The 21,415-nt window shown below is 48.4% G+C and carries 17 protein-coding genes; 2 read left to right on the forward strand and 15 right to left on the reverse strand.

The features are described from left to right. The first annotated feature begins 47 nt into the window (after positions 1–47). Both gcvP and tpx read left to right on the forward strand, forming a co-directional pair. On the forward strand, positions 48–2,918 hold the full coding sequence (gene gcvP / locus MJ769_RS12060) for an aminomethyl-transferring glycine dehydrogenase (RefSeq protein ID WP_239237390.1): 2,871 nt from the start codon (positions 48–50) through the stop codon (positions 2,916–2,918). Positions 2,919–2,945: 27 nt separating this feature from the next. Next, complete coding sequence (gene tpx / locus MJ769_RS12065; protein ID WP_239237391.1) at positions 2,946–3,473, forward strand: thiol peroxidase; 528 nt, start codon at positions 2,946–2,948, stop codon at positions 3,471–3,473. A 220-nt stretch (positions 3,474–3,693) separates the two neighbouring features. On the opposite strand, the gene MJ769_RS12070 is transcribed toward tpx, so the two are convergent. From MJ769_RS12070 to MJ769_RS12140, 15 genes are all read right to left on the reverse strand, one after another. Then, a complete protein-coding gene (locus MJ769_RS12070; RefSeq protein ID WP_239237392.1) occupies positions 3,694–4,401 on the reverse strand; it encodes an MOSC domain-containing protein in 708 nt (235 codons plus the stop codon). 867 nt (positions 4,402–5,268) lie between these two features. After that, complete coding sequence (locus tag MJ769_RS12075) at positions 5,269–5,538, reverse strand: type II toxin-antitoxin system HicB family antitoxin (RefSeq protein WP_239237393.1); 270 nt, start codon at positions 5,536–5,538, stop codon at positions 5,269–5,271. A gap of 10 nt (positions 5,539–5,548) precedes the next feature. After that, positions 5,549–5,725, reverse strand: a complete 177-nt coding sequence (locus MJ769_RS12080; protein WP_239237394.1) for a hypothetical protein — start codon at positions 5,723–5,725, stop codon at positions 5,549–5,551. A gap of 156 nt (positions 5,726–5,881) precedes the next feature. Next, positions 5,882–6,904: an IS1595 family transposase gene (locus MJ769_RS12085; protein ID WP_239237395.1), complete on the reverse strand. Its 1,023-nt coding sequence runs from the start codon at positions 6,902–6,904 to the stop codon at positions 5,882–5,884. Positions 6,905–6,978: 74 nt separating this feature from the next. Beyond that, complete coding sequence (locus tag MJ769_RS12090; protein ID WP_239237396.1) at positions 6,979–8,280, reverse strand: S1C family serine protease; 1,302 nt, start codon at positions 8,278–8,280, stop codon at positions 6,979–6,981. A 322-nt stretch (positions 8,281–8,602) separates the two neighbouring features. Continuing rightward, positions 8,603–9,244 carry a hypothetical protein gene (locus MJ769_RS12095; RefSeq protein ID WP_239237397.1) on the reverse strand — a complete coding sequence of 214 codons (642 nt, stop codon included), beginning with the start codon at positions 9,242–9,244 and terminating at the stop codon, positions 8,603–8,605. Continuing rightward, positions 9,241–10,020 carry a hypothetical protein gene (locus MJ769_RS12100; protein ID WP_239237398.1) on the reverse strand — a complete coding sequence of 260 codons (780 nt, stop codon included), beginning with the start codon at positions 10,018–10,020 and terminating at the stop codon, positions 9,241–9,243. The genes MJ769_RS12095 and MJ769_RS12100 overlap by 4 nt, the downstream gene beginning before the upstream one ends. A 637-nt stretch (positions 10,021–10,657) precedes the next feature. Continuing rightward, positions 10,658–11,179 (reverse strand): DUF4124 domain-containing protein, encoded by a 522-nt coding sequence (locus MJ769_RS12105; protein WP_239237399.1) that lies wholly within the window; start codon positions 11,177–11,179, stop codon positions 10,658–10,660. A 28-nt stretch (positions 11,180–11,207) separates the two neighbouring features. Further along, entirely contained in the window at positions 11,208–13,268 is a 2,061-nt protein-coding gene (locus MJ769_RS12110; RefSeq protein ID WP_239237400.1) for a M3 family metallopeptidase, read from the reverse strand. A 136-nt stretch (positions 13,269–13,404) separates the two neighbouring features. Continuing rightward, entirely contained in the window at positions 13,405–15,738 is a 2,334-nt protein-coding gene (locus MJ769_RS12115) for an EAL domain-containing response regulator (RefSeq protein WP_239237401.1), read from the reverse strand. 104 nt (positions 15,739–15,842) lie between these two features. Continuing rightward, entirely contained in the window at positions 15,843–17,840 is a 1,998-nt protein-coding gene (locus MJ769_RS12120) for a Tar ligand binding domain-containing protein (protein ID WP_256445724.1), read from the reverse strand. A gap of 244 nt (positions 17,841–18,084) precedes the next feature. After that, positions 18,085–19,371, reverse strand: a complete 1,287-nt coding sequence (locus MJ769_RS12125) for a dihydroorotase (RefSeq protein WP_239237403.1) — start codon at positions 19,369–19,371, stop codon at positions 18,085–18,087. Next, positions 19,371–20,324, reverse strand: coding sequence for an aspartate carbamoyltransferase catalytic subunit (locus MJ769_RS12130; protein ID WP_239237404.1), 954 nt, complete (start codon positions 20,322–20,324; stop codon positions 19,371–19,373). Before MJ769_RS12130 ends, MJ769_RS12125 begins: the two co-directional genes overlap by 1 nt. Further along, positions 20,321–20,806 carry a Holliday junction resolvase RuvX gene (ruvX, locus tag MJ769_RS12135; RefSeq protein WP_239237405.1) on the reverse strand — a complete coding sequence of 162 codons (486 nt, stop codon included), beginning with the start codon at positions 20,804–20,806 and terminating at the stop codon, positions 20,321–20,323. Before ruvX ends, MJ769_RS12130 begins: the two co-directional genes overlap by 4 nt. After that, positions 20,772–21,332: a YqgE/AlgH family protein gene (locus MJ769_RS12140; protein ID WP_239237406.1), complete on the reverse strand. Its 561-nt coding sequence runs from the start codon at positions 21,330–21,332 to the stop codon at positions 20,772–20,774. Before MJ769_RS12140 ends, ruvX begins: the two co-directional genes overlap by 35 nt. Positions 21,333–21,415 lie beyond the last annotated feature (83 nt).

The following is a 21,415-nucleotide window of genomic DNA, read 5'->3' on the forward strand; positions in this document are numbered from 1 at the left end:
CCCATTTCTAATACTTGTTTACACTCCTTAAAATTATAAAACCAGCAATGATTACAACCGATAAATTTGTAAACCGTCATAACGGTCCGCGCGAAAATGATGTTAAAGCTATGCTAGAAATCATTGGTGCAGGCTCTGTGGATGAATTAATTGATCACACAATTCCTGCCGCAATCCGCTTAAAAAAGCCTTTGAATTTACCAGATGGACTGACTGAATATCAGTACCATAAGCATTTACGTGGCGTTGCTGCTAAAAATAAAGTTTTTAAAACCTATATCGGCTTAGGTTATTACAACACGATAGTTCCGCCTGTCGTCCAGAGAAATGTTTTAGAAAATCCAGGTTGGTACACCGCTTACACTCCTTATCAGGCTGAAATTTCGCAAGGTCGTCTGGAGGCTTTGTTGAATTTCCAAACCATGATTATGGATTTAACAGGAATGGGAATTACAAATGCATCATTGTTGGATGAATCCACTGCAGCAGCTGAAGCAATGGCAATGTTATTCAATAATCGCGGGCGCGAAGCAATTGAAAATGGAGCGAACAAGTTTTTCGTTTCTAACGAATGTTATCCGCAAACTATCGATTTATTAAAAACACGTTCAACTCCAATGGGAATTGAATTAGTGGTTGGAGACTTTAAAACTGGAACGTTAGATAGCAGTATTTACGGCGCATTGCTTCAATATCCAAGTGTTGATGGCAAAGTTCACGATTACGCAGACTTTGTAAAACGAGCAAAAGCAAATGGAACCACCATTGCTGTAGCAGCCGACATATTAAGTTTAGTATTACTAACCCCTCCAGGCGAATGGGGAGCAGATGTTGTTGTTGGCTCCACACAGCGCTTTGGTGTCCCAATGGGGTACGGTGGCCCGCACGCCGCTTATTTTGCTTGCCGTGAAGAATATAAACGATCCATTCCAGGCCGCATCATTGGTGTTTCGATTGATGCAGATGGAAATCAAGCATTACGTATGGCCTTACAAACGCGCGAGCAGCATATTCGTAGAGATAAAGCCACCTCCAATATATGCACCGCACAAGCATTATTAGCCATTATGGCGAGTATGTATGCGGTATACCACGGTCCGGAAGGCCTCAAAGGAATTGCTCAGCAGGTACATAGTACTGCTATAGCATTGGCAACTGAGTTAAAAAATTTAGGCTATGCTATTGAAGATGGTGTTTATTTCGATACCATTAAAATCAATGGAACAGACAATGCAAAAATTAAACAATTAGCTGAAACAGCACAAATTAATTTCCGTTATTCGGATGATGCAATTACTATTTCTGTTGATCAAACTACCGATGCCGATGACTTGAATGCAGTTATTAATGTATTCGCACAAGCAGTTGGAAAAACCGCTACTAGAATTACTGTAGAACAGATTTTTAATCAAGAATTTTTAATCAATAGCCGTCAATCCTTAATTCTCCAACATCCTGTATTTAATATTTATCATTCTGAATCTGAGATGATGCGTTATATCAAGCGACTGGAAAATAAGGATTTGTCTTTGACGCATTCAATGATTTCATTAGGCTCTTGTACTATGAAATTAAATGCCGCATCCGAATTAATTCCGATTACATGGCCTGAATTTGCACATATCCACCCCTTTGTACCCGTTGAACAAGCCGCGGGTTACCATGAAATCATCGATGATCTGGATAAATCATTAAGTGAAATTACCGGTTTCGAAAAAATGAGTTTTCAGCCCAACAGTGGCGCTCAGGGTGAATATGCCGGATTATTGGTCATTCAGGCATACCATCAATCACGTGGCGATGCGCACAGAAATATTGCATTGATTCCTACATCGGCACATGGCACCAATCCTGCCAGTGCTGCAATGTGTGGCTTAAGAATAGTATTAGTTAAATGTGACAAAGTAGGAAATATTGATGTCAACGAATTGCGTGAAAAAGCAGTTCAGCATAAAGATAATCTGGCATGTTTAATGATTACATACCCCAGTACGCATGGTGTTTACGAAGAAAGTATTATCGAGATTACCAACATCATTCATGAAAACGGCGGACAAGTTTATATGGATGGCGCCAATATGAATGCACAAGTAGGCTTAACCAGCCCGGGAAATATTGGCGCGGATGTTTGCCACTTGAATTTACATAAAACTTTTGCAATTCCTCACGGTGGTGGTGGCCCAGGCATGGGGCCAATTGGCGTTGCAAAACACCTGGCTCCTTTTTTACCTTCACATCCAGTAGTCAAAACTGGAGGAGAAAATGGTATCCACGCCGTATCCGCAGCGCCTTACGGCAGTGCTTTAATTTTATTGATTTCTTATGGATATATAAAAATGTTAGGCCGTGATGGCGTTACAGAAGCAACACGCATCGCAATTTTAAATGCCAACTATATTAAAGAGTCATTAAAAAATTATTTCCCTACCTTATATAGTGGTGCCAATGGACGTTGCGCGCACGAAATGATTTTAGCTTGTGTTACGTTTAAAAAAGAAGCTGGAATAGAAGTAGGGGACATTGCAAAACGATTAATGGATTATGGATATCATGCACCGACAGTTTCATTTCCAGTAGCCGATACATTAATGATTGAGCCAACAGAAAGTGAATCAAAGGAAGAATTGGATCGTTTTTGCTCTGCTATGATTTCTATACGTAAAGAAATTGACGAAATAACTTCAGGCAAAGCGGATAAAGAAGATAACGTAATTAAAAATGCACCGCATACGGCTAAAGCAGTTCTCACGAACAATTGGAAACACAGCTATTCGCGCGAAAAAGCAGTCTATCCATTAAAGTGGGTTCAAGACAATAAATTCTGGCCAAGTGTCGCCCGTGTAGACAATGTCCATGGTGATAAAAACCTGATTTGTAGTTGTCCGCCAATACAATCATATGAAGATGATACACTGTGACACGCCTTAAAAAATGAGAGAGCAATCATGACTAATGAAACTTCAAATAACTCTGCAGTTACCTTGAATGGTTCGCCCATTACTTTGTTCGGCACCTTCCCAACCGTTGGTCAAACAGCCCCTGAATTCGCACTAGTGGATAAAGACCTGAAAGATGTGGCGTTAAAAGACTTTGCTGGTAAGCGCAAGGTTCTTAATATTGTGCCTAGTTTGGATACCGCCGTGTGCGCCACCTCTACGCGCAAATTCAACGAGGAGGCAAGCAAACTTGACAACACAGTGGTGCTGGTAATTTCCGCCGATTTACCATTTGCCATGAGTCGCTTTTGCGTGGCTGAAGGATTAGACAATGTCACCACGCTGTCTTTGATGCGCGGGCGAGATTTCATGCGAAACTATGGCGTAAAGATTGCTGATTCTATATTACGTGGCTTAACCGCACGAGCTGTGCTGGTACTGGATGAAAATAACCAAGTGTTGCACGCCGAACTAGTGGACGACATCACGCACGAACCTGACTATCAAGCTGCATTAAACACACTAACGCAGCAATAATACAACAAAGTTATAATCAAGCTTTTCAGCCAAAACGGGGGGAATGGGGGTAGGCATAAAGTACTCGCCCTCCCAACCACGCTCTTCTCATCCACTGCAATCTGACACACATTCCACTCGGCGGTATAAAAGTGATCTGTATGCTAATACATCCTGTTGCGCCGTGAAAAACATATTTGAGGCGTATGGCTAAAGGACATCGCTAAATAGAATTAGGGATTCATTGAGAATTGCGTGCTGAAGTGTCGGCTGCTATTTCAGTAGAAGTCGTCCGAGACAGGGTTGCCTTCCAGCTCTTGGAAAGTGCCGGACACTCGGCCAGCGCGTGCGCAGCTACGTAATCCTCCTTGCGATGAAGCATTATGTTATTTGCGATCGCGACTGTCCATTCAGGATAAGGACGGTCCACCAATACCAGTGCCGCTCCAGCTTGAATGTTTCCCTCGCGCAGAACACGGAAATACCAGCCTGTCCTACCTGTTCGCACAACTCGAGCCACAAAGTCCTGAATCCTCCATCGGCGAGACAGCTTCCAGCATGGTTGGCGAGGTTGAGAAATCTGTACCAATGCACCACCAAGTTCGAAAATATCACCAATGCAGGCCTTCGCCTCTAGTATCCCTGCCACGGTGAAGTTTTCTCCGAATGCGCCATTGGACAGCTCTTTATTATCGAGCTCGTCGAGCCAAAATGCATAGTGTTCGAAAGGGTAGACGTTAATCGCTTTATCGGATCCACCATGGACTCGAAGATCGGCTTGCCCATCGCCAGTCAAGTTAGTGGTTCCGGCCCAAATTGGACCAGACACAGGCTCCTTGAAGAAACCGGTTGACCACTCCTGGTCCATGGGGTCTGAGGCACTAGATGTACCCAGTGTTTTAGGCAGACCAACCTGAATAGTGAGGAGTTTGATACTTGTATTTTCCATTAAGAATCTCCTTGTGTGAAAATCAATCGCCGGACTCAGACGTATTGCAACAACCTGGGGTTATATCAAGCACGTTATCACCATGGCAAGCACTGCGAGTGCCACCACCACGGTCGTCAAGTCAGCCGGAAATTCGAAGGACGAGGCGTCGTCGCGAATTGTCCTATAGCATCCAGTCTTGCACTGTTAATACTATCAAGATCAAGATGGGCACCGCAATAACGTCATAGCAACAAAAGCCGTAGAAAACGTATTTATCGTTATCACTGATAGCTAAGCACAACCTGCCGAGTGCTCCCAACTGCGAGTTGGCAAGTGACATCAAGCATGTCAGACAGATGAAGGTTGGTTGTATTTGACGGCAGTTACTTGCTCAGTATAGCCGCCGGTGGCGCAAACGTACAAATATGCAGACCAGCTTGGTGGCAGATGCATGCGAATAGCATGGTTCAGGAGGTCGCCGGCCGAAGCTGAGTCTGACCTTTCATTCGAACCGTGGTGCCAGTATTGCATCCATGAACTCCAAAAACACTGGTTGAATGCAGTATACAAAGGTTGATGAATCTCAGAAAACTTCTGGTACACTCAATTTATGAATGCACTTGAACGTCGATCAATCTTACCGTGTAGGGATTGGCGAACCTACCCTTGGTTGATCTGTCAGGTTGCGGGCGCCCCCCCAAGCATTGCCGACCTGTTGCCTGTACCTATAGGAGCTTAGTACTGCGCCGTGAGGTCAATTCGCCCGGAGAGATGTTTTACGAACAACAGAGAAAATGAATCGTTGAATCTGATTCGTTATATCTAATAATCTTTTGCACAAAGCATTAAGCTTAGTACCACTACGTTTCTTTGCTTCACCCTCGGTTATTTCTTCATAGAAAGCCAGTTCGCAATCATCTTGGCAATTACTACCGCATCGGGCGCGACGGTAGGGCGCCCTGCCGCAATGGAGGGCAAGGGTAGCTGACGACGATCCCCGATATAAAAATCAAGCGCGGTTTCCAGTGCCTCACTGGCATACTCCAGTGCTTCGTCTTTATCATCGCCTTGGGTAATAGCTTCCGGAACATCGGGAAAAGTCACGACAAATCCGCCTTCCTTGGCAGAAATCAATTCAACTGGGTATTCGAACAATATAAACCTCCTAATTCAACCCTAGCTGTTTCTTAATGTATTCGATAGCATCTATTTTTAGTTCCGTGCCGTGCATCGGCAGAACTGATTGACGGCCATTTAGATGCACCTTGATATGAGTGCCTTGACCTGGCTGAAATGTAGCGCCTTGCTCTACAAGCCATTGTTTAAATTGATTGCTATCCATTTTTTGAATATAACAGAAATACTTCTGGCGGTCAAATTGACCGAACGAAATGAACAAAAACGCCGACGTTTGAGATAGCTAGACAGATTTTAAATAAATCCATATAGCTATTGTTTTACATGGATTCGCTTGGGGTGAACCGTGCCTATCCGGTTTTCACACCCACCCACTAGATGTAGTGTTTTGTGACTTTTCTGAGTAAAGCTCGGCATAGGTCTGGGCGGTGACATCGCCCGCGATGCCCAGCAGGGAGCGGAAAGCGTTAAATGGGTAGAAGCGTCGGTTGAAACGGAAGGTGAATTCGTCGAGATAGGCTTGCAGGTGTTGCGGGCTGACGCCGTGATGGATGCCGCGCAGCCAGGTCTTGAGATTGGAGAATACGAGATGAATAATGGGCAAAAAAGTTTCCGCGACTTCCATGTCGCCTCGCTCAGCGACGGCGGTATGACGGTACCCGCGTTTCCCAAGCGTCGCATAGCTGCTCCAATCGTCGGTAATAATGGTCGCACCCGTTGCCACGGTGCGCTCGATGAAGCCGACCAGCGACTTTGCGCTCCGGTCAGGCACCACGGAGAGGCGGACGCGTCCGGCGTAACGGCCGATCTTTCGCTTGTTGAGGCTGCTGGTGCGTTTGCGTTGCCGGACTTCGACGGCGCAGGCCACGAGCACCATGTCGTGGACGCCACGACCCTTGCCCCGCGTGCGTCCTCCAATCCATGTTTCGTCGGCTTCGACGATCTCATCCGGCTTGCTGCCGATCTTGTCCTGGTCGGGGCGCACCATGCCGGCGCGCAGCTTGTGGAGGATCTGGAAAGCAGTTTCGTAACGCGATAGCCCGAGCTGGCGCTGGAACTGGACGGCAGATATGCCGGGCGTCTGGCTGGCAACAAGGTACGCTGCCCAGAACCAAACCGAAAGCGGCGTATGGGTGCGTTCCATGACGGTGCCCGCCGTGAGGCTGGTGTCGCGCCGGCAATGACGGCATCGCAGTACCGAACGGCGCGTAGAAATGTACCGTGGTTCATCGGCCACCGCGCAGTGCGGACAGACGAATCCTTCTCTCCATCGAGCACGCTCAAGGTAGGCTGCGCACGCCGCTTCGTCTGGAAACAGGCGCTGAAACTCAGGAAGCGAGTGAGGGAAAGCCAGTTCGTCTCGATCGAGCACGTCGATAACCATGAACACTCCAGATTGGCACCGATGCTCAACTACTACCTCTAGTAGGTGGGTGTGACAACCGGATAAGCACGGAATCAATCTCCATTTTTTTCATTGCTTACCCAGTTAAGGTTTTCTACAGGAAGTGTACGCTCGGCATAGGTAAAATAGGAAGGTTTACCTTTTCCACCAGTATCTCTGAAAACAAAGTTAATCGGCTTGTTTTCTTCCTGCGACGTTTTGAGCACTGAGTAGAACAAATCTAGCGTCTCTATCTTCTTTCCATTGACGGAATTCAATATGTCCATTTTTTCAATTTCATTGAAATCCCCTACTGAGCCGTCTTCGACGAAATAAACAGCAATTTTTCCCGGATTGAAATCATCTAGCCCCATATAGGGCGGAGTCTCGCAAAGAAGTACGCCAGAAAACATAATACAAGTTTTGTCGTTAACTTTTCTTACGGGTTCCAGTTTTCCATTAAGTACAAGCTGTTGCCCCTCACGCTTGATCCGTAAAGCAACATTGCCGAGCCTTCCACGGAGAGCATGAATAAGTTGGGTTTCGTTTTCTACGGACTCCATTACACCAGGCACACCGAGTATTTCGTCGCCTGGCCGGAAATCAAATTTGGCAGGGTCAATCAGGCTACGGGCAATTTTGAGCTGCATTCGCTCGTTGGATGCCTTGAAAAAAACCAGTGGCAAATCAGGGGGAGAAGGGTCTTTCCCTTCGCGCAGGAGTGCTAGCACGCGGCAAGCATATTGCATTGGCACGGCAAAATTACTATTCTGAGAATTATCCATCCTAGAAGTATTGATCCCAACAATACGACCAGACGACAAACTTATCAACGGCCCTCCCGAATTCCCGGGATTGATTGGAGCATCGGTCTGCAGCATTTCCGAGTCATACTTAGCTGTATGTCCGGATATGATGCCGCGCGTCCCAGTAAATTTCAGGCCGTTTGGGTGGCCGAAAGTACCCACCGTACGACCAACTCCAGGCAGATTCGTGCACTCTAATTCAGGTAAGGCTGATGTAGCGTTTTGCATTTCTTCCTTAATACCAATAATGGCCAGATCAAGGAAAGGGTCAACATAAATTTTTTTGGCTGGCACGAACTTTCTGCCAAAAAATGCAACTTCCAACCGCGCGGGTGAGCGTGACACCACGTGAGCGTTGGTCATAATCCAGCCACGCTTTGTATCTACAACGAATCCGGCTCCGTAAGCGGTACCTTTTTTATCGTTCCCAAATGGAATGGAAACAGCTTTCCTGATTTGTACTGTGTAGTGCTGTGCCTTTGAGAAGACCTCTTCGTCGTTTTCAGCATGGACAGAAATTACGCTGAGCAGGAGGAAGCTAGCAATTATTCCAATCAAGTTAAGTTTCATTTTGTCTCAATACTAATGAAATGACCAGCTTTACACTATGAATATAAAGCTATTTAGTTTTTTGGACTATATCTACAATCGTTTAATGAATAATCCAGCAGCATTTGGATAGTACGAACAAATTCATACTTGAATCTCATCCCACCCATATTGTTTTTCGTCAAACTATAGCAATGCTTTAGGGAAACGCTGAAAAATTCACCGCGTAGCCTAGGAACTGGTTTCGATTAGAGCGATTATAGAGTCGGCCATTATGGCCATTAAAATAGTACGATTCGTCATACCCGCGAAGGCCGGAATATGGGTACTCTAATTAATCTATTTAATGACCGACTCTATAATAAGATGGTGGAGCAGATGAATCGATCTGGGGCGGGGGTAATATGAAAGCGTCGGGGGGTGCAGGAGGCGGAACACCACCAGGGGGAGGCGGAGGCTCGAAAACACCAGCAGAAGGCGACGAAAGTGAGCTACTAGGTGTCGGAGACGATACATAATTGCTTTTCTTGACAGGCTGCCTCGAATATTCCATTCGCCCTGACACTGGGACACGATGGCCTTTCGCATACATACACTGCTGATATCCAAAGTCGTAACGCTGCTGAAGGTTGAACCCCGAACTTTCACCAGTTCCCATTCCCGCCATAGAACCAATAAGCAATCCAGAGCCAGCACCCACCCCTACGCTATTACGGCCACCAAACAATGCACCCGCCGCCGCACCGACTGCAGTTCCGATAACCGCGCTTCTTACGCCACTATCAGTCGCTGCTGCATTCGCCGTGCCGCCGCCTATCTGAGCGCTGGCATATTGCCTGCAATCAGCATCATCCAAGCGGAACCGATCAAAGCTTTTACCCGAACCCGGCAATACAAGCACGCCTGGACCCGTTGGTACCGAAGTACAGGCATTCAGCATCAACACTGCCGCCAGAACAACTGAGAACCGCAACGTGAGCGTCATGGGGCGGGCGAATCATTTAAAGCAGGCTGGTCGTCTGAATCAGGCTGGTCGTCTGAATCAGGCTGGTCGTCTGAATCAGTTACAGCTGCGGGTACAGCTGCGGGTACAGCTGCGGGTTGAGGTGCGGGTTGAGGTGCTACTCGAAGCCATCCTCCTGGGCATTGATTGACATATGGATAATAGGCTTTGGCATCAACGCAGTAATACCACCATGATCCCTGAGCATTTTGCGACGAATCATTCGGGGCTGCTTGTGCTTGTGTATCGACCTGTTGTTCGTCACTTCGCTCGATGTAAGTCACCGGCGCAGGCTGTACTAGCGGGTAATAGGTGGGAGAATAGGGCACCCCATAGTATGGGGTTCCATAGTAAGGAACCCCGTAGTATGAGTACGGATTATATCCATAGCCAAAACCAATCGGTGCACCCAGGTATATGCCTACTCTCCCACCTCGATTCCAGCCACCTGAGTACCTTCCACCTCCCCCTACGTACCTTCCACCTCCCCCTACATTCCTTCCACCTCCACCTCCGTACCCGCCACCTACGTACCTTCCACCTCCACCGACATGCCTTCCACCTCCACCTGCGTATGCGCCGCCTACGTACCTTCCACCTCCCCCTACATTCCTTCCACCTCCACCTGCGTATGCGCCACCGCTAAACCCATGTCCCGAGCGCCCGCCGTCTGCCGCAATCGTCACCTCGCTCATTAATGTTCCGACCAACAGCATCGCGATTAAGATTAAAAATTGGCAGATTTTTGATGTATTCATTATTTCTATACCCCGATCATTCAGTATACGTACGATTGAATTTTACGAATTGCTGTCTTATACGCTTAAGGAGCGATACTACTCTGGTTGCCATAAAACACATCTAACCGGCAATTGTAGAAATGACGATCAATATTCAATTCCAAGCCACTCCGAAAGAACTCTAAAAATTTAGATTGTATTAATACAAACGTATATCTTCTATCACCGTTGACAAGCGCGCATATTTAACCCTGTAAACCATTTCGTAACTACTCGCCCCCTCATCTCACCAGCCAAAGCCATTTGGATAGCGATAATGAGACCACCCCCTTGTGAGCTAGTGTTCAGGTACGGGTGATGCAATAAAACGTGAGCCTAGCAGCCTGTCGGACATAAAGAAAACCGACTACAAATTTAGCTGAACGGTGACTATTTCGTCACTTTTTTGGGTAAAAGAAGAGCTATTGCCCTAAAAACTGCCAAGTAGAGTAAGCAGGCATTTCGCCGCAAAGTGAAATGCTCGCAAAATCTACTTCGGCTCAGCTAAATTTTCACTACGATTCTTTAAGTCCAATAGGCTGCTAGAAACTTGAATTTAAAGAGGCATTATTTAAGATTGATTTCATTATGTTTCCGATTTTGCTAATGTTGAATTTCAGTTTTTCACTGGCTTGGCTGTTATTGGCCTAGCAAGTGGTTGCGTCTGTTGGGATGGAGTTTGAGAATAACCCGCTGTATCCAGCCCACCACCCCACTGTTCCGCCTGAAAACCTTTGAACCAGGTTTTTCCAACCGCGAGTGTCGGAACGACATCACTTCCAGATAACTGCTTGAAAGCATCAAGATCTTCTTTGGTACGCAAGCTATTTTCGGTAAATGGAATAGCGCGCTTATTAAGAAATTCGCGTGCTTGTTTGCACGGATCGCCACAATTCTCAGTTATATACAGAGCGACGGGGAAATTTTGTTTGGCGCGACGCGTTGCATATGGTAAATCATTAACATCAACTGTTGGGGCAGCACCGAATTTCTTTTTCTCAACGTCTGCCGCATCCGCCGCCGGGGCATCGCCGTAATGCACTTTGCCGGATTTATCCAACCAACGGTACAGCCCATCTGCCTGCGCACTGCCACACACTAGCGCTATCAATCCTGCCCATAACAAACGTTTTCTCATATTGCTCTCCCAGAAATCGAACACAAACTTAATTTGCCGCCACCAAACCGCTGTGCCGCAATAGTGCATCAATTGACGGCTCACGACCTCGAAATGCTACAAATGATTGCATCGCATCACGGCTGCCTCCCACCGCTAATATCTCTTCGCGGAAGCGGAGACCCGCCGCCAAGTTGAGCACACCACTTTCCTCAAACAGACTATATGCATCAGCCGATAATACTTCCGCCCACTTGTAGCTGTAATAGCCAGCCGCATAGCCACCAGCAAAAATGTGCGAAAAGCTATTAGGGAACCGGTTGAATGCGGGCGGGATCAGTACCGCTACTTCGCTACGTACTTCGCCCAGCAATTGCTGGATAGTCATCGAACCCTGCGGGTCGAAGTCACTATGCAGTCGCATGTCGAACAAGGAGAATTCTATTTGGCGCAAGGTTTGCAAGCCATTCTGAAAATTTTTCGCCGCCTGCATTTTGTCGAATAATACGCGCGGTAATTTTTGTCCTGTCTCTGCATGCCTCGTCAAGTCTTGCAGTACATTCCATTCCCAGCAGAAGTTTTCCATAAACTGGCTGGGCAATTCTACCGCGTCCCATTCCACACCGTTGATGCCGGACACATCGAGATCTTCCACTTGCGTTAGCAAATGGTGCAAGCCATGGCCGAATTCATGGAACAGGGTAATGACTTCATCGTGCGTGAAGAGCGCGCGTCTGTCTCCTACCGGTGCAGCAAAATTGCAATTGAGGTAAGCGACGGGGGTTTGGATGCCAGCTGCAACACGGCGACGCGTGATGGCATCATCCATCCACGCACCGCCGCGCTTACTGCTGCGCGCATACAAATCAAGATAAAACTGGCCCACCAACCTGCCATCACTGTCCAGTACATCGTAAAAACTCACCGTTAAATGCCACAGTGGTGCTGGCGCAGAGCGAACGGTTAGGCCATATATCGTTTCCACCAACTTGAACATGCCATCCAGCACTCTATCTTCCGGGAAATATTGCTTCACTTCCTGTTCGGAAAAAGCATAGCGCTGTTGGCGTAAATGTTCACTGACATAGCTGACATCCCATGCCTGCATATCTGTTATGTTAAGTTGCACACGGGCAAACTCACGCAGCTCTATCAGATCTTGTTCGGCGAAAGGCCGTGCACGTTGCGCCAATTCACCCAAGAACTCTTGCACTTGTTGCGGCGTACTCGCCATCTTGGTTGCCAGCGAAAGCTCTGCAAAATTGGAAAATTCCAGTAAATGTGCTTCTTCCTTGCGCAGCTTTAGAATCTGCTTCATCAGCGGTGTGTTATCCCATTCCGGCTTGGATTGATCTTCGACTGAAGCGTTCGGTGATAGCTCGCTGGCGCGAGTGCTACTTGCCGTATACATGCGCTCGCGCAGCGCACGATTATCTGCGTATTGCATAAGCGGGCCATACGAAGGGGCTTTCAGGGTAAACAACCAACCCGTTTTCCCTTCTTCTTGGGCCGCTTCAACAGCAACTTGGCGTTCATCTGCCGGAATGCCGGACAGCTCTGCTTCGTCTTCAATCAGCCATGTGTAAGCGTTAGTGGCATCCAAAATATTATCGGAAAAACGCGAGCTCAACGTGGAAAGTTCTTCCTGAATGGAGAGAAAACGGGCCTTTTGCTCTTCCGGTAATTCAGCCCCGCCGAGGCGAAAGTCACGTAATTGATTCTCAATAATTTTCTGACGTGCCATACTCAAAGTCGCGAATCCTGCGCTGGCGTGTATAGCTTTCACCTTCTGAAACAGTGCGAGATTTTGCGCCAGCTCGGCGTAATACTGCGTAATCTTTGGCAAATTGGCGTTATATACTTCGCGCAGCGGAGTCGAGTTCAACACTGCATTTAAGTGTGAGACCTGTCCCCATGATCGCGACAAACGCTCGTTGGCATCTGCTAACGGCTGTATAAAATTGTCCCAGGTGGGGGCAGACACATCGGCCAATAATCGCGCACATAGCGCACGATTTTCAGCTAAAAGTTGATCAAGCGCCGGCGCAACATGTTTAGATCGAATTTCCTCAAAACGTGGCAAACCGGAAAAATCAAGTAATGGATTCATATCTTAAAAACAACCTTTCACTTATGATTAATTTTAGCCTGTAACAGGCAGATTCAAGTACAGATCGTAGCAGATCAACATTAACTATCCCGTTAATGTTTTATGTCGGGATGGAATGACTTAGCCCTGCGCTAAATCAAAGTAACTGCGGTTTCGCCATCGACATGCAGCGCCCCTCCTTGAGCAGAATCTCGAATTCCTCGGCGGGGATCGGCTTGCTAAAAAGGTAGCCTTGCATTTCGTCACAATGATGTAAGCACAGGAAGGATTTCTGCTCCTCTGTTTCGACTCCCTCTGCGGTTACCCTGAGTCCCAGATCATGTGCCATGGAAATGATGATCTTGGTGATTGTCGCGTCATCTCGGTTGGTGGTGATGTCGCACACGAACGACTTGTCTATTTTAAGAAAGCTTATTGGGAAATGCTTGAGGTAATTCAGGCTTGAATAGCCGATACCGAAGTCGTCAATCGCGAACTTCACCCCGATTGCCCTGAGTTGAGTGAGTGTATCAATAGCTGCTTCTACATTCTGCATGACCATACTCTCGGTCAGCTCCAGCTCAAGATAGGTAGGATCCAGTTCGGTCTCTTTCAAAATATCGGTAATTACTTTAACTAGATCCTGCTGCTTGAACTGGCGCGCGGAAAGGTTGACAGTGATGCTCACTGGCTTGAGCCCAGCCAGCTGCCACGCTTTATTCTGTTTGCAAGCGGTGCGCAACACCCATTCCCCAAGCGGCACTATCAGGCCAGACTCCTCTGCCACAGAGATGAATGTGATCGGGTAAAGCAAGCCTTGGACGGGATGTTGCCAGCGTACCAAAGCCTCCATGCCGGTGATTTCGCCGCTAACCAGATCCACTCTCGGCTGATAATAGAGCAGAAACTCTTGGCGCTCAATTGCTAGTCTCATGCCGTTTTCCAGCGTTAGCCGCCCCAGTGCTTTGGCATTCATTTCGGCGGTACAGAACTGGGCGTTGTTGCGTCCTTTACTCTTAGCCAGGTACAAAGCGCCATCGGCACCCTGAAGCACGGCCTTGATGTCCTCACCGTCCTTGGGGTAGAGCGCGATGCCGATACTGCATGTGACAATTAGCTCGTGCCCTTCAATGGTGATTGGCTGAGTCATAAGCGTAAGGATTTTCTGCGATACCATCCATGCATCGTCTTCTGATGCGATGCTGTCCAGAATTACCACGAACTCGTCCCCGCCCAGGCGAGCCACAGTATCGCCCTCTCGCATGCAGGTAGCAAACCTGGCAGCAACCTGTTTCAGTAGAACATCGCCGGCATGATGGCCCAAGCTGTCGTTTATGTTCTTGAAATGGTCCAGGTCAATAAAAAGCACGCTTAACATTTTCCCGTGACGATGCGAGTTGGTCAGCGCTTGGACGAGCCGATCCTGGAACAGGGTGCGACTGGGAAGCCCGGTCAGGGCATCGTGGTAAGCCAAGTGATTGAGCTTATCTTCCTTTTTGATGTATTCCAGTGCATATGAAATATTTGCGCTCAACTCAGTGAGCAGTTTTATTTCTTCCCTATCGAAAAAATTTGGCTCTGAAGCATAAAGGACAAATAAGCCAACTGGCAGGTCACCACTATCCATCATCAGAGGGAAGATACCCATGGAACGGTAGCCACGCTGTAATGCATCAAAGCGCCAGTGGGCTACTTTTGGGTCGGAATCAAAATCGTTGCAGAAGATGGGCGTTTTTTCCTGTAGCGCCCGCACTACAAGCAGCAATGAACTTGTCCCCTTGTCCTTGATATATGAGGTCATTTTATCAAGATACCCTTCGTCAACACCTGACCAGGCCGTGGGTGTCAGCTCCCCTCCGTCGGGGTTCACCAATCCTACCCAGGCCATCCTGAAATGGCCTTGCTCCACCGCGATACGGCAAGCGTCGTCAAATAACTCCTGCCGGTTCCGAATACGGACAATAGCAGCATTGATGCCGCTCACAATCGCATAGAGTCGGTTGAGTCGAATAACAAGTGCCTCCGCACGTTTGCGCTCTGTAATTTCCTCGTTCCGCTCGCGCACTGCCAGCTCGAGGAGCTGATTATGCTCGGCGAGACAATCGCTGTATTCTTTTAAGCGTAACAGGTTGCGCACGCGCACCCACAACTCGGCACGATCAATCGGCTTAGTCAGATAATCTTCTGCCCCAGCGCTCAGCCCAGCCAGCAGAGAGCTGCGGTCATCCAACGCAGAGAGAATAATGATGGGAAGGTTACGGGTGGCGGAATTGGCTTTAAGCTTGGCCGCCACCTCAAAGCCATTCATGCCGGGCATCATGACATCGAGCAGAATCAAGTCTGGGGACTTCTCCGCCACCATCGCTAATGCCTCCTCGCCACTGTTAGCTGTAATGGTAAGGTAACCTTCCGGTTTAAGCATGACCTCCAGCAACCTCCTGTTTTTGGGATCATCTTCCACAATCAGGATTGTTGCTTGACGAGGTTTCATGGCGGACTCTCTTCTTTGTCTGGCTCCGTGAAAGAATATATCAAATAATCACACTTCGCCAACTATGCCTTGATCTTTGCCAACAATTCCAGTCGGATGCAGATTCACTCTGCCGTCCATAGCGGCAGCCAAACCGTGAAGCAGGTGCCCTGACCTTCAGCGCTTTCTACCGCCACCGTGCCGCCATGCAGTTCAGCGAGCCCCCTTACTATCGCCAAACCTAATCCCGTCCCTTCGAATTTGCGCGTCAGACTGCTATCAATCTGGCTGAAAGGTGTGAATAGTCGCTCGAAATCTTTATTAGCAATGCCGATGCCGCTGTCGGTGACGCTAATCTCAATGAATTCCAAAATTTTGTTATCACGCCAAGGGAGACTCAGCCCCGCCCATCGACCGGTTAACTGCCCGACTTGGGCACGCGACACGCGACGGGCACGCAGGGTGACATCACCGCCTTCTGGAGTAAATTTGACTGCATTTGATAGCAAGTTATAAACGATTTGCTTGACCTTGTGCACGTCTGCCTGAATATCGCTCAGTCCATCGGCAATATCCAAATTGAGGTGGGTGTGCTGAGCAGCAGCTTTCTCCCTGACCATAGTTAGGCAGTTGGAGAGTAGCAAAGCCATATCGACCGGCTCTGGATGGAGGATCATCTTACCGGCGTCCATTTTTGATAGAGTCAGGATTTCGTTGATCAGAGCCAACTGATGGTGGCCGCTCTCTAGAATGTCACTTATATAGCCACGTTGCTCATCAGTCAGATCACCAATCAGGCCATCCTTGAGCGCTTCAGAAAAACCGATAATGGCATTAAGCGGCGTTCTCAGCTCGTGTGACATAGTAGACAAAAACTCCGATTTCATCCGGCTAGCCGCCTCCAACTCAACGTTTCTCTGCTGTACCTGCTCATGCTTCTTCTGCTCTGCCTCCGCCTGCCTGCTGGCGGTCAAATCCCTTGTCACCACTATATAAAGCAGCCCCATATTGAAGTGAATTTCGCGCGTTTTTAATTCAAGCGGAAAACTTGTGCCGTTCTTGCGCACGCCCACCACTTCCCTGCTCAATCCAGGAGCCGTGGGTTTATTCAATTGCTGATGTCGTTCAAGAGAACCATCACACTGACCTCGGCTTGGCTCCCACGTCAACAGGCTGGCATTTTTACCGATAATCTCGTCGCCTTTGTAGCCAAAAATCTGCTCTGCGGCCGGATTGAAAATTTCGATCACTCCACCTTCGTTGATTGAAATGATGCCTTCATCCACGTTGTCCAGCACTGCACGGGTATGCGCCTCGCTATCACGTACTTGGCCGATGACCTTCACCAAGTGATCGTGAATTTCCTTCAGCGCTTTCATCAGTTGGCCAATTTCATTTGTGGAGCGAATTTCGATCCGCTGCGTCAAATTGCCTGCGGCAACGCCCCGAGCAATCCTCACTACGTCATTCAGCTGCTGGGAAATGGCACGGACAAGCTTAAAGCCTATCCATACAGCCAACGCCAGGGCAATGATTCCTGCAGCGATGATGATGTCACGAATGGTATCGTAGCGATTCTGTACATCTTCATACTCTTGCTTGGTCACACTCAATTGCAGCTTGCCAAGTGTCTTAATTCCCTCCCCAACTGGTTGATAGAGTGGGCGAATTTTTTCAACGAGGATTCGGCTTGCCTGCTTTATTTCGTTTGCCTGCAAAGCTGTTATTGCTGGATTAAGACCCTGATTAAAGAATTTTTTACGGTCATCGTCAAATTTAGCCGCCAGTATCTTTTCTTCTGGCGTTAGATAGGTGGCCATGTAGGTTTCCCATATCTTGTTGATCTTCGCTTCATTTTTTTTAAGTTTTGCAACATTCATACTAATTACGTCGGGCGTTGGCGACTCCAGGCTAGCCGTCAAGGCGATGCGATTAAGTAATATCAACGACTCAATGTCCGTCAACTGATCGAGTGCAAGGATGCGATCCTCATAAACAGTTTTCAGACTGTCTCTCGCCTTGCTCATTCCAAACAAAGAAGCCGACTCAATTCCTAACAGGATAACTGTTATGGAGAAAATGGTAACGATCAAGCGCCATTTAATGGTCGAATGTCTAAACATCTTTTTAAGGATAGTGGTGTCTGCCGCAGCTAGAATGCTGTTAACTATCTAAATACACTGTTTCCCAATCTCAATTAACTTGTTGCTCAACCGTCTAAATGAAATGTCGAACACTGAATGATTCAGACATGAATAGCGCTGTGATATTTGTTTTCACACCTCGCTCTGGACGAACTTGAACTATTTTAGAAAAGTTCATTATTGAATTACCACCCTAAATCTACAGCCCCCCGCGCAACCAAGGTTATTGACTAACCTTAGATTGATAAACAAGCTGCCCATTTACCAAGGTATAACGCACGCGCCCCTGCAATTCCATACCGATGAATGGCGTGTTTTTACCCTGGCTTTTCAATGCCGCAGGTTCAACCTTCCAATACACTTCCGGATCGAACACGCACACATCAGCAGCGGCTCCGACGGTCAAATGTCCGGCGTCAAGGCCTAATATACGCGCAGGTTGCAGCGTTATCTTGGCTAGTCCATCGGCGAGTGCACGATGGCTCTGCCTCGCCCATTTTAGTGCCAGCGGTAGCAGTAATTCCAATCCGGTTGCGCCAGCTTCAGCCTCGGCAAAAGGCAGTTGCTTGGCATCTTCGTCCACCGGTGAGTGATTGGAACAAATAGCGTCTATTGACCCATCGAGCAAACCGGCATGCAATGCATCGCGATCACGCTGACTACGCAACGGCGGTACCAGATGGCAGTTGGCATCGAAAAATCCGATATCCATTTCGGACAGGTGTACATGATTGGCAGATACATCGCAGGTAAGCGTCAATCCCTGTTGTTTGGCGGCACGCACCAGTTCCACTCCGCTTGCACTGGAGATCCGACAGATATGCAGCCGCACGCCGGTCTCATGCGCCAATTGTAAAATAGTGGACAGTGCAATGGTCTCCGCACACACCGGAATAGCGGGCAAGCCCAGACGTGTCGCTACTTCGCCATCGTGCGCCACGCCGTCGCGTGTCAGGAAGCTATCTTGGGGGCGCAACCAAACACTGAAACCAAATGTGGCAGCGTATTGCATGGCGCGCATCAACACACGAGTGTCAGTAAGTGCAGCATCGGCTTGACTGAATGCAATGCAACCGGCATCGGCCAGTTCTGCCATCTCGGTAAGTTCCGCACCATTCAGCCCGCGGGTCAGCGCACCCACAGGATAAAGGCGCGCTTTATTTAATTCACGGGCGCGGTGCTTGAGCATTTCTACCAGACCCGGCTCATCCAGCGGCGGATCGGTGTCCGGCGGACATGCCAGTGTCGTAATGCCGCCAGCTACGGCTGCATCCATCTCGGATTCAAGCGTGGCCCTGTACTCGTAACCCGGTTCGCGCAGACGCGCGGCAAGGTCGATCAAGCCGGGGGCAACAACTAGACCTGTTGCATCAATCACCTGTTGTGCCACAAAATCTGCAGGCGCACTGCCAACAGCTGCCACTTTACCCGCCGTGATAAATAAATCGCGGAGACCATCAATCTGATTTTTCGGGTCAATTAAATGCCCATTTTTAATCTGGATGTTCATCACTCAACTCCCGCCAAAGTGCTCATCACTGCCATGCGTACAGCAATGCCAAAAGTGACTTGTGGCAAGATTACTGATTGTGTCCCGTCCGCAACGCTGGAATCGATCTCAACACCACGATTCATCGGCCCCGGGTGCATGACTATGGCATCCTTTTTGGCTAGCACCAATTTTTCTCGGGTGAGGCCATAGTACTTAAAATATTCTTGTGCGCTGGGCAACACCGCGCCCTGCATGCGCTCGCCCTGCAAGCGTAACATCATCACCACATCGACATCGCGCAAGCCTTGCGTCATGTCGTGATAAACCTGCACACCGAGTTTATCGGCGCCGCTTGGCAATAACGTCTTGGGGGCGATGACGCGAACTTCCGGCACACCCAAGGTAGTCAGCGCATGAATTTGCGAACGTGCCACGCGCGAATGCAGTATATCGCCGACGATGGCCACTCGCAGGTTATGAAATTCTTTCTTGTAATGACGGATGGTGAACATGTCGAGCAGCGCTTGTGTCGGGTGTGCATGGCGCCCGTCACCGGCATTAATAACATGAATTTCCGGCGCAACATGCTTGGCGATAAGGTGAGCTGCGCCACTCTGCGAGTGGCGCACCACGAACATGTCAGCGTGCATGGCGCATAAATTATCGACAGTATCAAGCAAAGTTTCGCCTTTACTAGCAGAGGAAGAACCAATGTTCAAATTGACTACATCGGCCGAAAGACGCTTGGCAGCAATCTCAAAAGTAGTACGGGTGCGGGTGCTGTTTTCAAAAAACAAGTTGAATATTGATTTGCCGTGCAGCAATGGGATTTTTTTAATGTCGCGCCCTTCAGTCACACTCATAAAGGAAGCCGCTCTATCTAAAATACTGCGCAAGATAGGTGCTGGCAGTCCCTCAGTAGAAAGCAAGTGCTGTAGTTCGCCATGTTTGTTGAGTTGTGGATTATTCATGCGATTTGTTCTATGGCGGGTTCATCAAAATAGGCCTGCAGAATTTGCTGCGCCGCAACCTGATCGAGCAGCGGCTTTTGTTTGATGCCACGAATACCCATCTCAGTCAGCTGCGAACTTGCGGCAGTGGAAGTATATCGTTCGTCCACTAAAAGGGTAGGCAAATCAAAGCGCCCCTTGAGGCGCTGAGCGAAGCGGCGACATAAGCGGGTTAGTTCGTGCGGCGTACCATCATCGTGACAAGGTAACCCCACTACCAGCGCAGATGGCTCCCATTCACGAATAAGCTCAGCGATGGCAGCGAAGCGCTGTCCATTATGTTCGCCATGCAGGGTTGTTAATGGTCGTGCAGTGCAAGAAATTGAATTGCCCACCGCCACGCCGATGCGCTTAGTGCCAAAATCGAAACCCAGCAAAATACCATGTACTGAAATAACAATGCTCTCGTCAGGCATGTCCCACATACTCTGAGAGCGATGCATAATCCACGCCCAGCAGCGCCATTGCAGCAGGCAAGCGTTCCTCGGGAGGCAGCTCGAATAAAATGTGCTCTGAGGCCGGCACGGTGAGCCAAGCATTTTCTGTTAACTCATGCTCTAATTGCCCTGGCGCCCAGCCGGAATAGCCCAAGGTCAGCAGCAAGTTTTTAGGTTCTCGTCCCGCACCTACCGCTAGCAAAATATCTCTGGAGGTAGTCAGACCAAGATTGTCATTGATGGTCAGAGTTGATTGCCACCGACCTAACGGTTTATGCAACACAAAACCCCGATCAGTCTGCACAGGCCCGCCAAAATACACTGGCATGCCACTTAATTCAAACTCCCCCATCGGAATTTTAGTTTGCTCGAACAACTCGCTAAGTGTGAGATTGGTCGGACGGTTCACTATGATGCCCAATGCGCCTTGCTCATTATGTTCACAAATATAAACAAGAGTTTTGGCAAAAGGCGAATCCACCATGGCTGGCATGGCAATGAGAAAATGATGCCTGAAATCAAGTTGCGACATGGCTCTTATTGTAATCCATAAAGCGGCCTCTTAAGTCAAGAGATTAATGTATCGCACATAGAGAGTAGCCCATCACCACAGGG

It is taken from the genome of Candidatus Nitrotoga sp. BS (assembly GCF_927797785.1).
GTDB lineage: Bacteria > Pseudomonadota > Gammaproteobacteria > Burkholderiales > Gallionellaceae > Nitrotoga.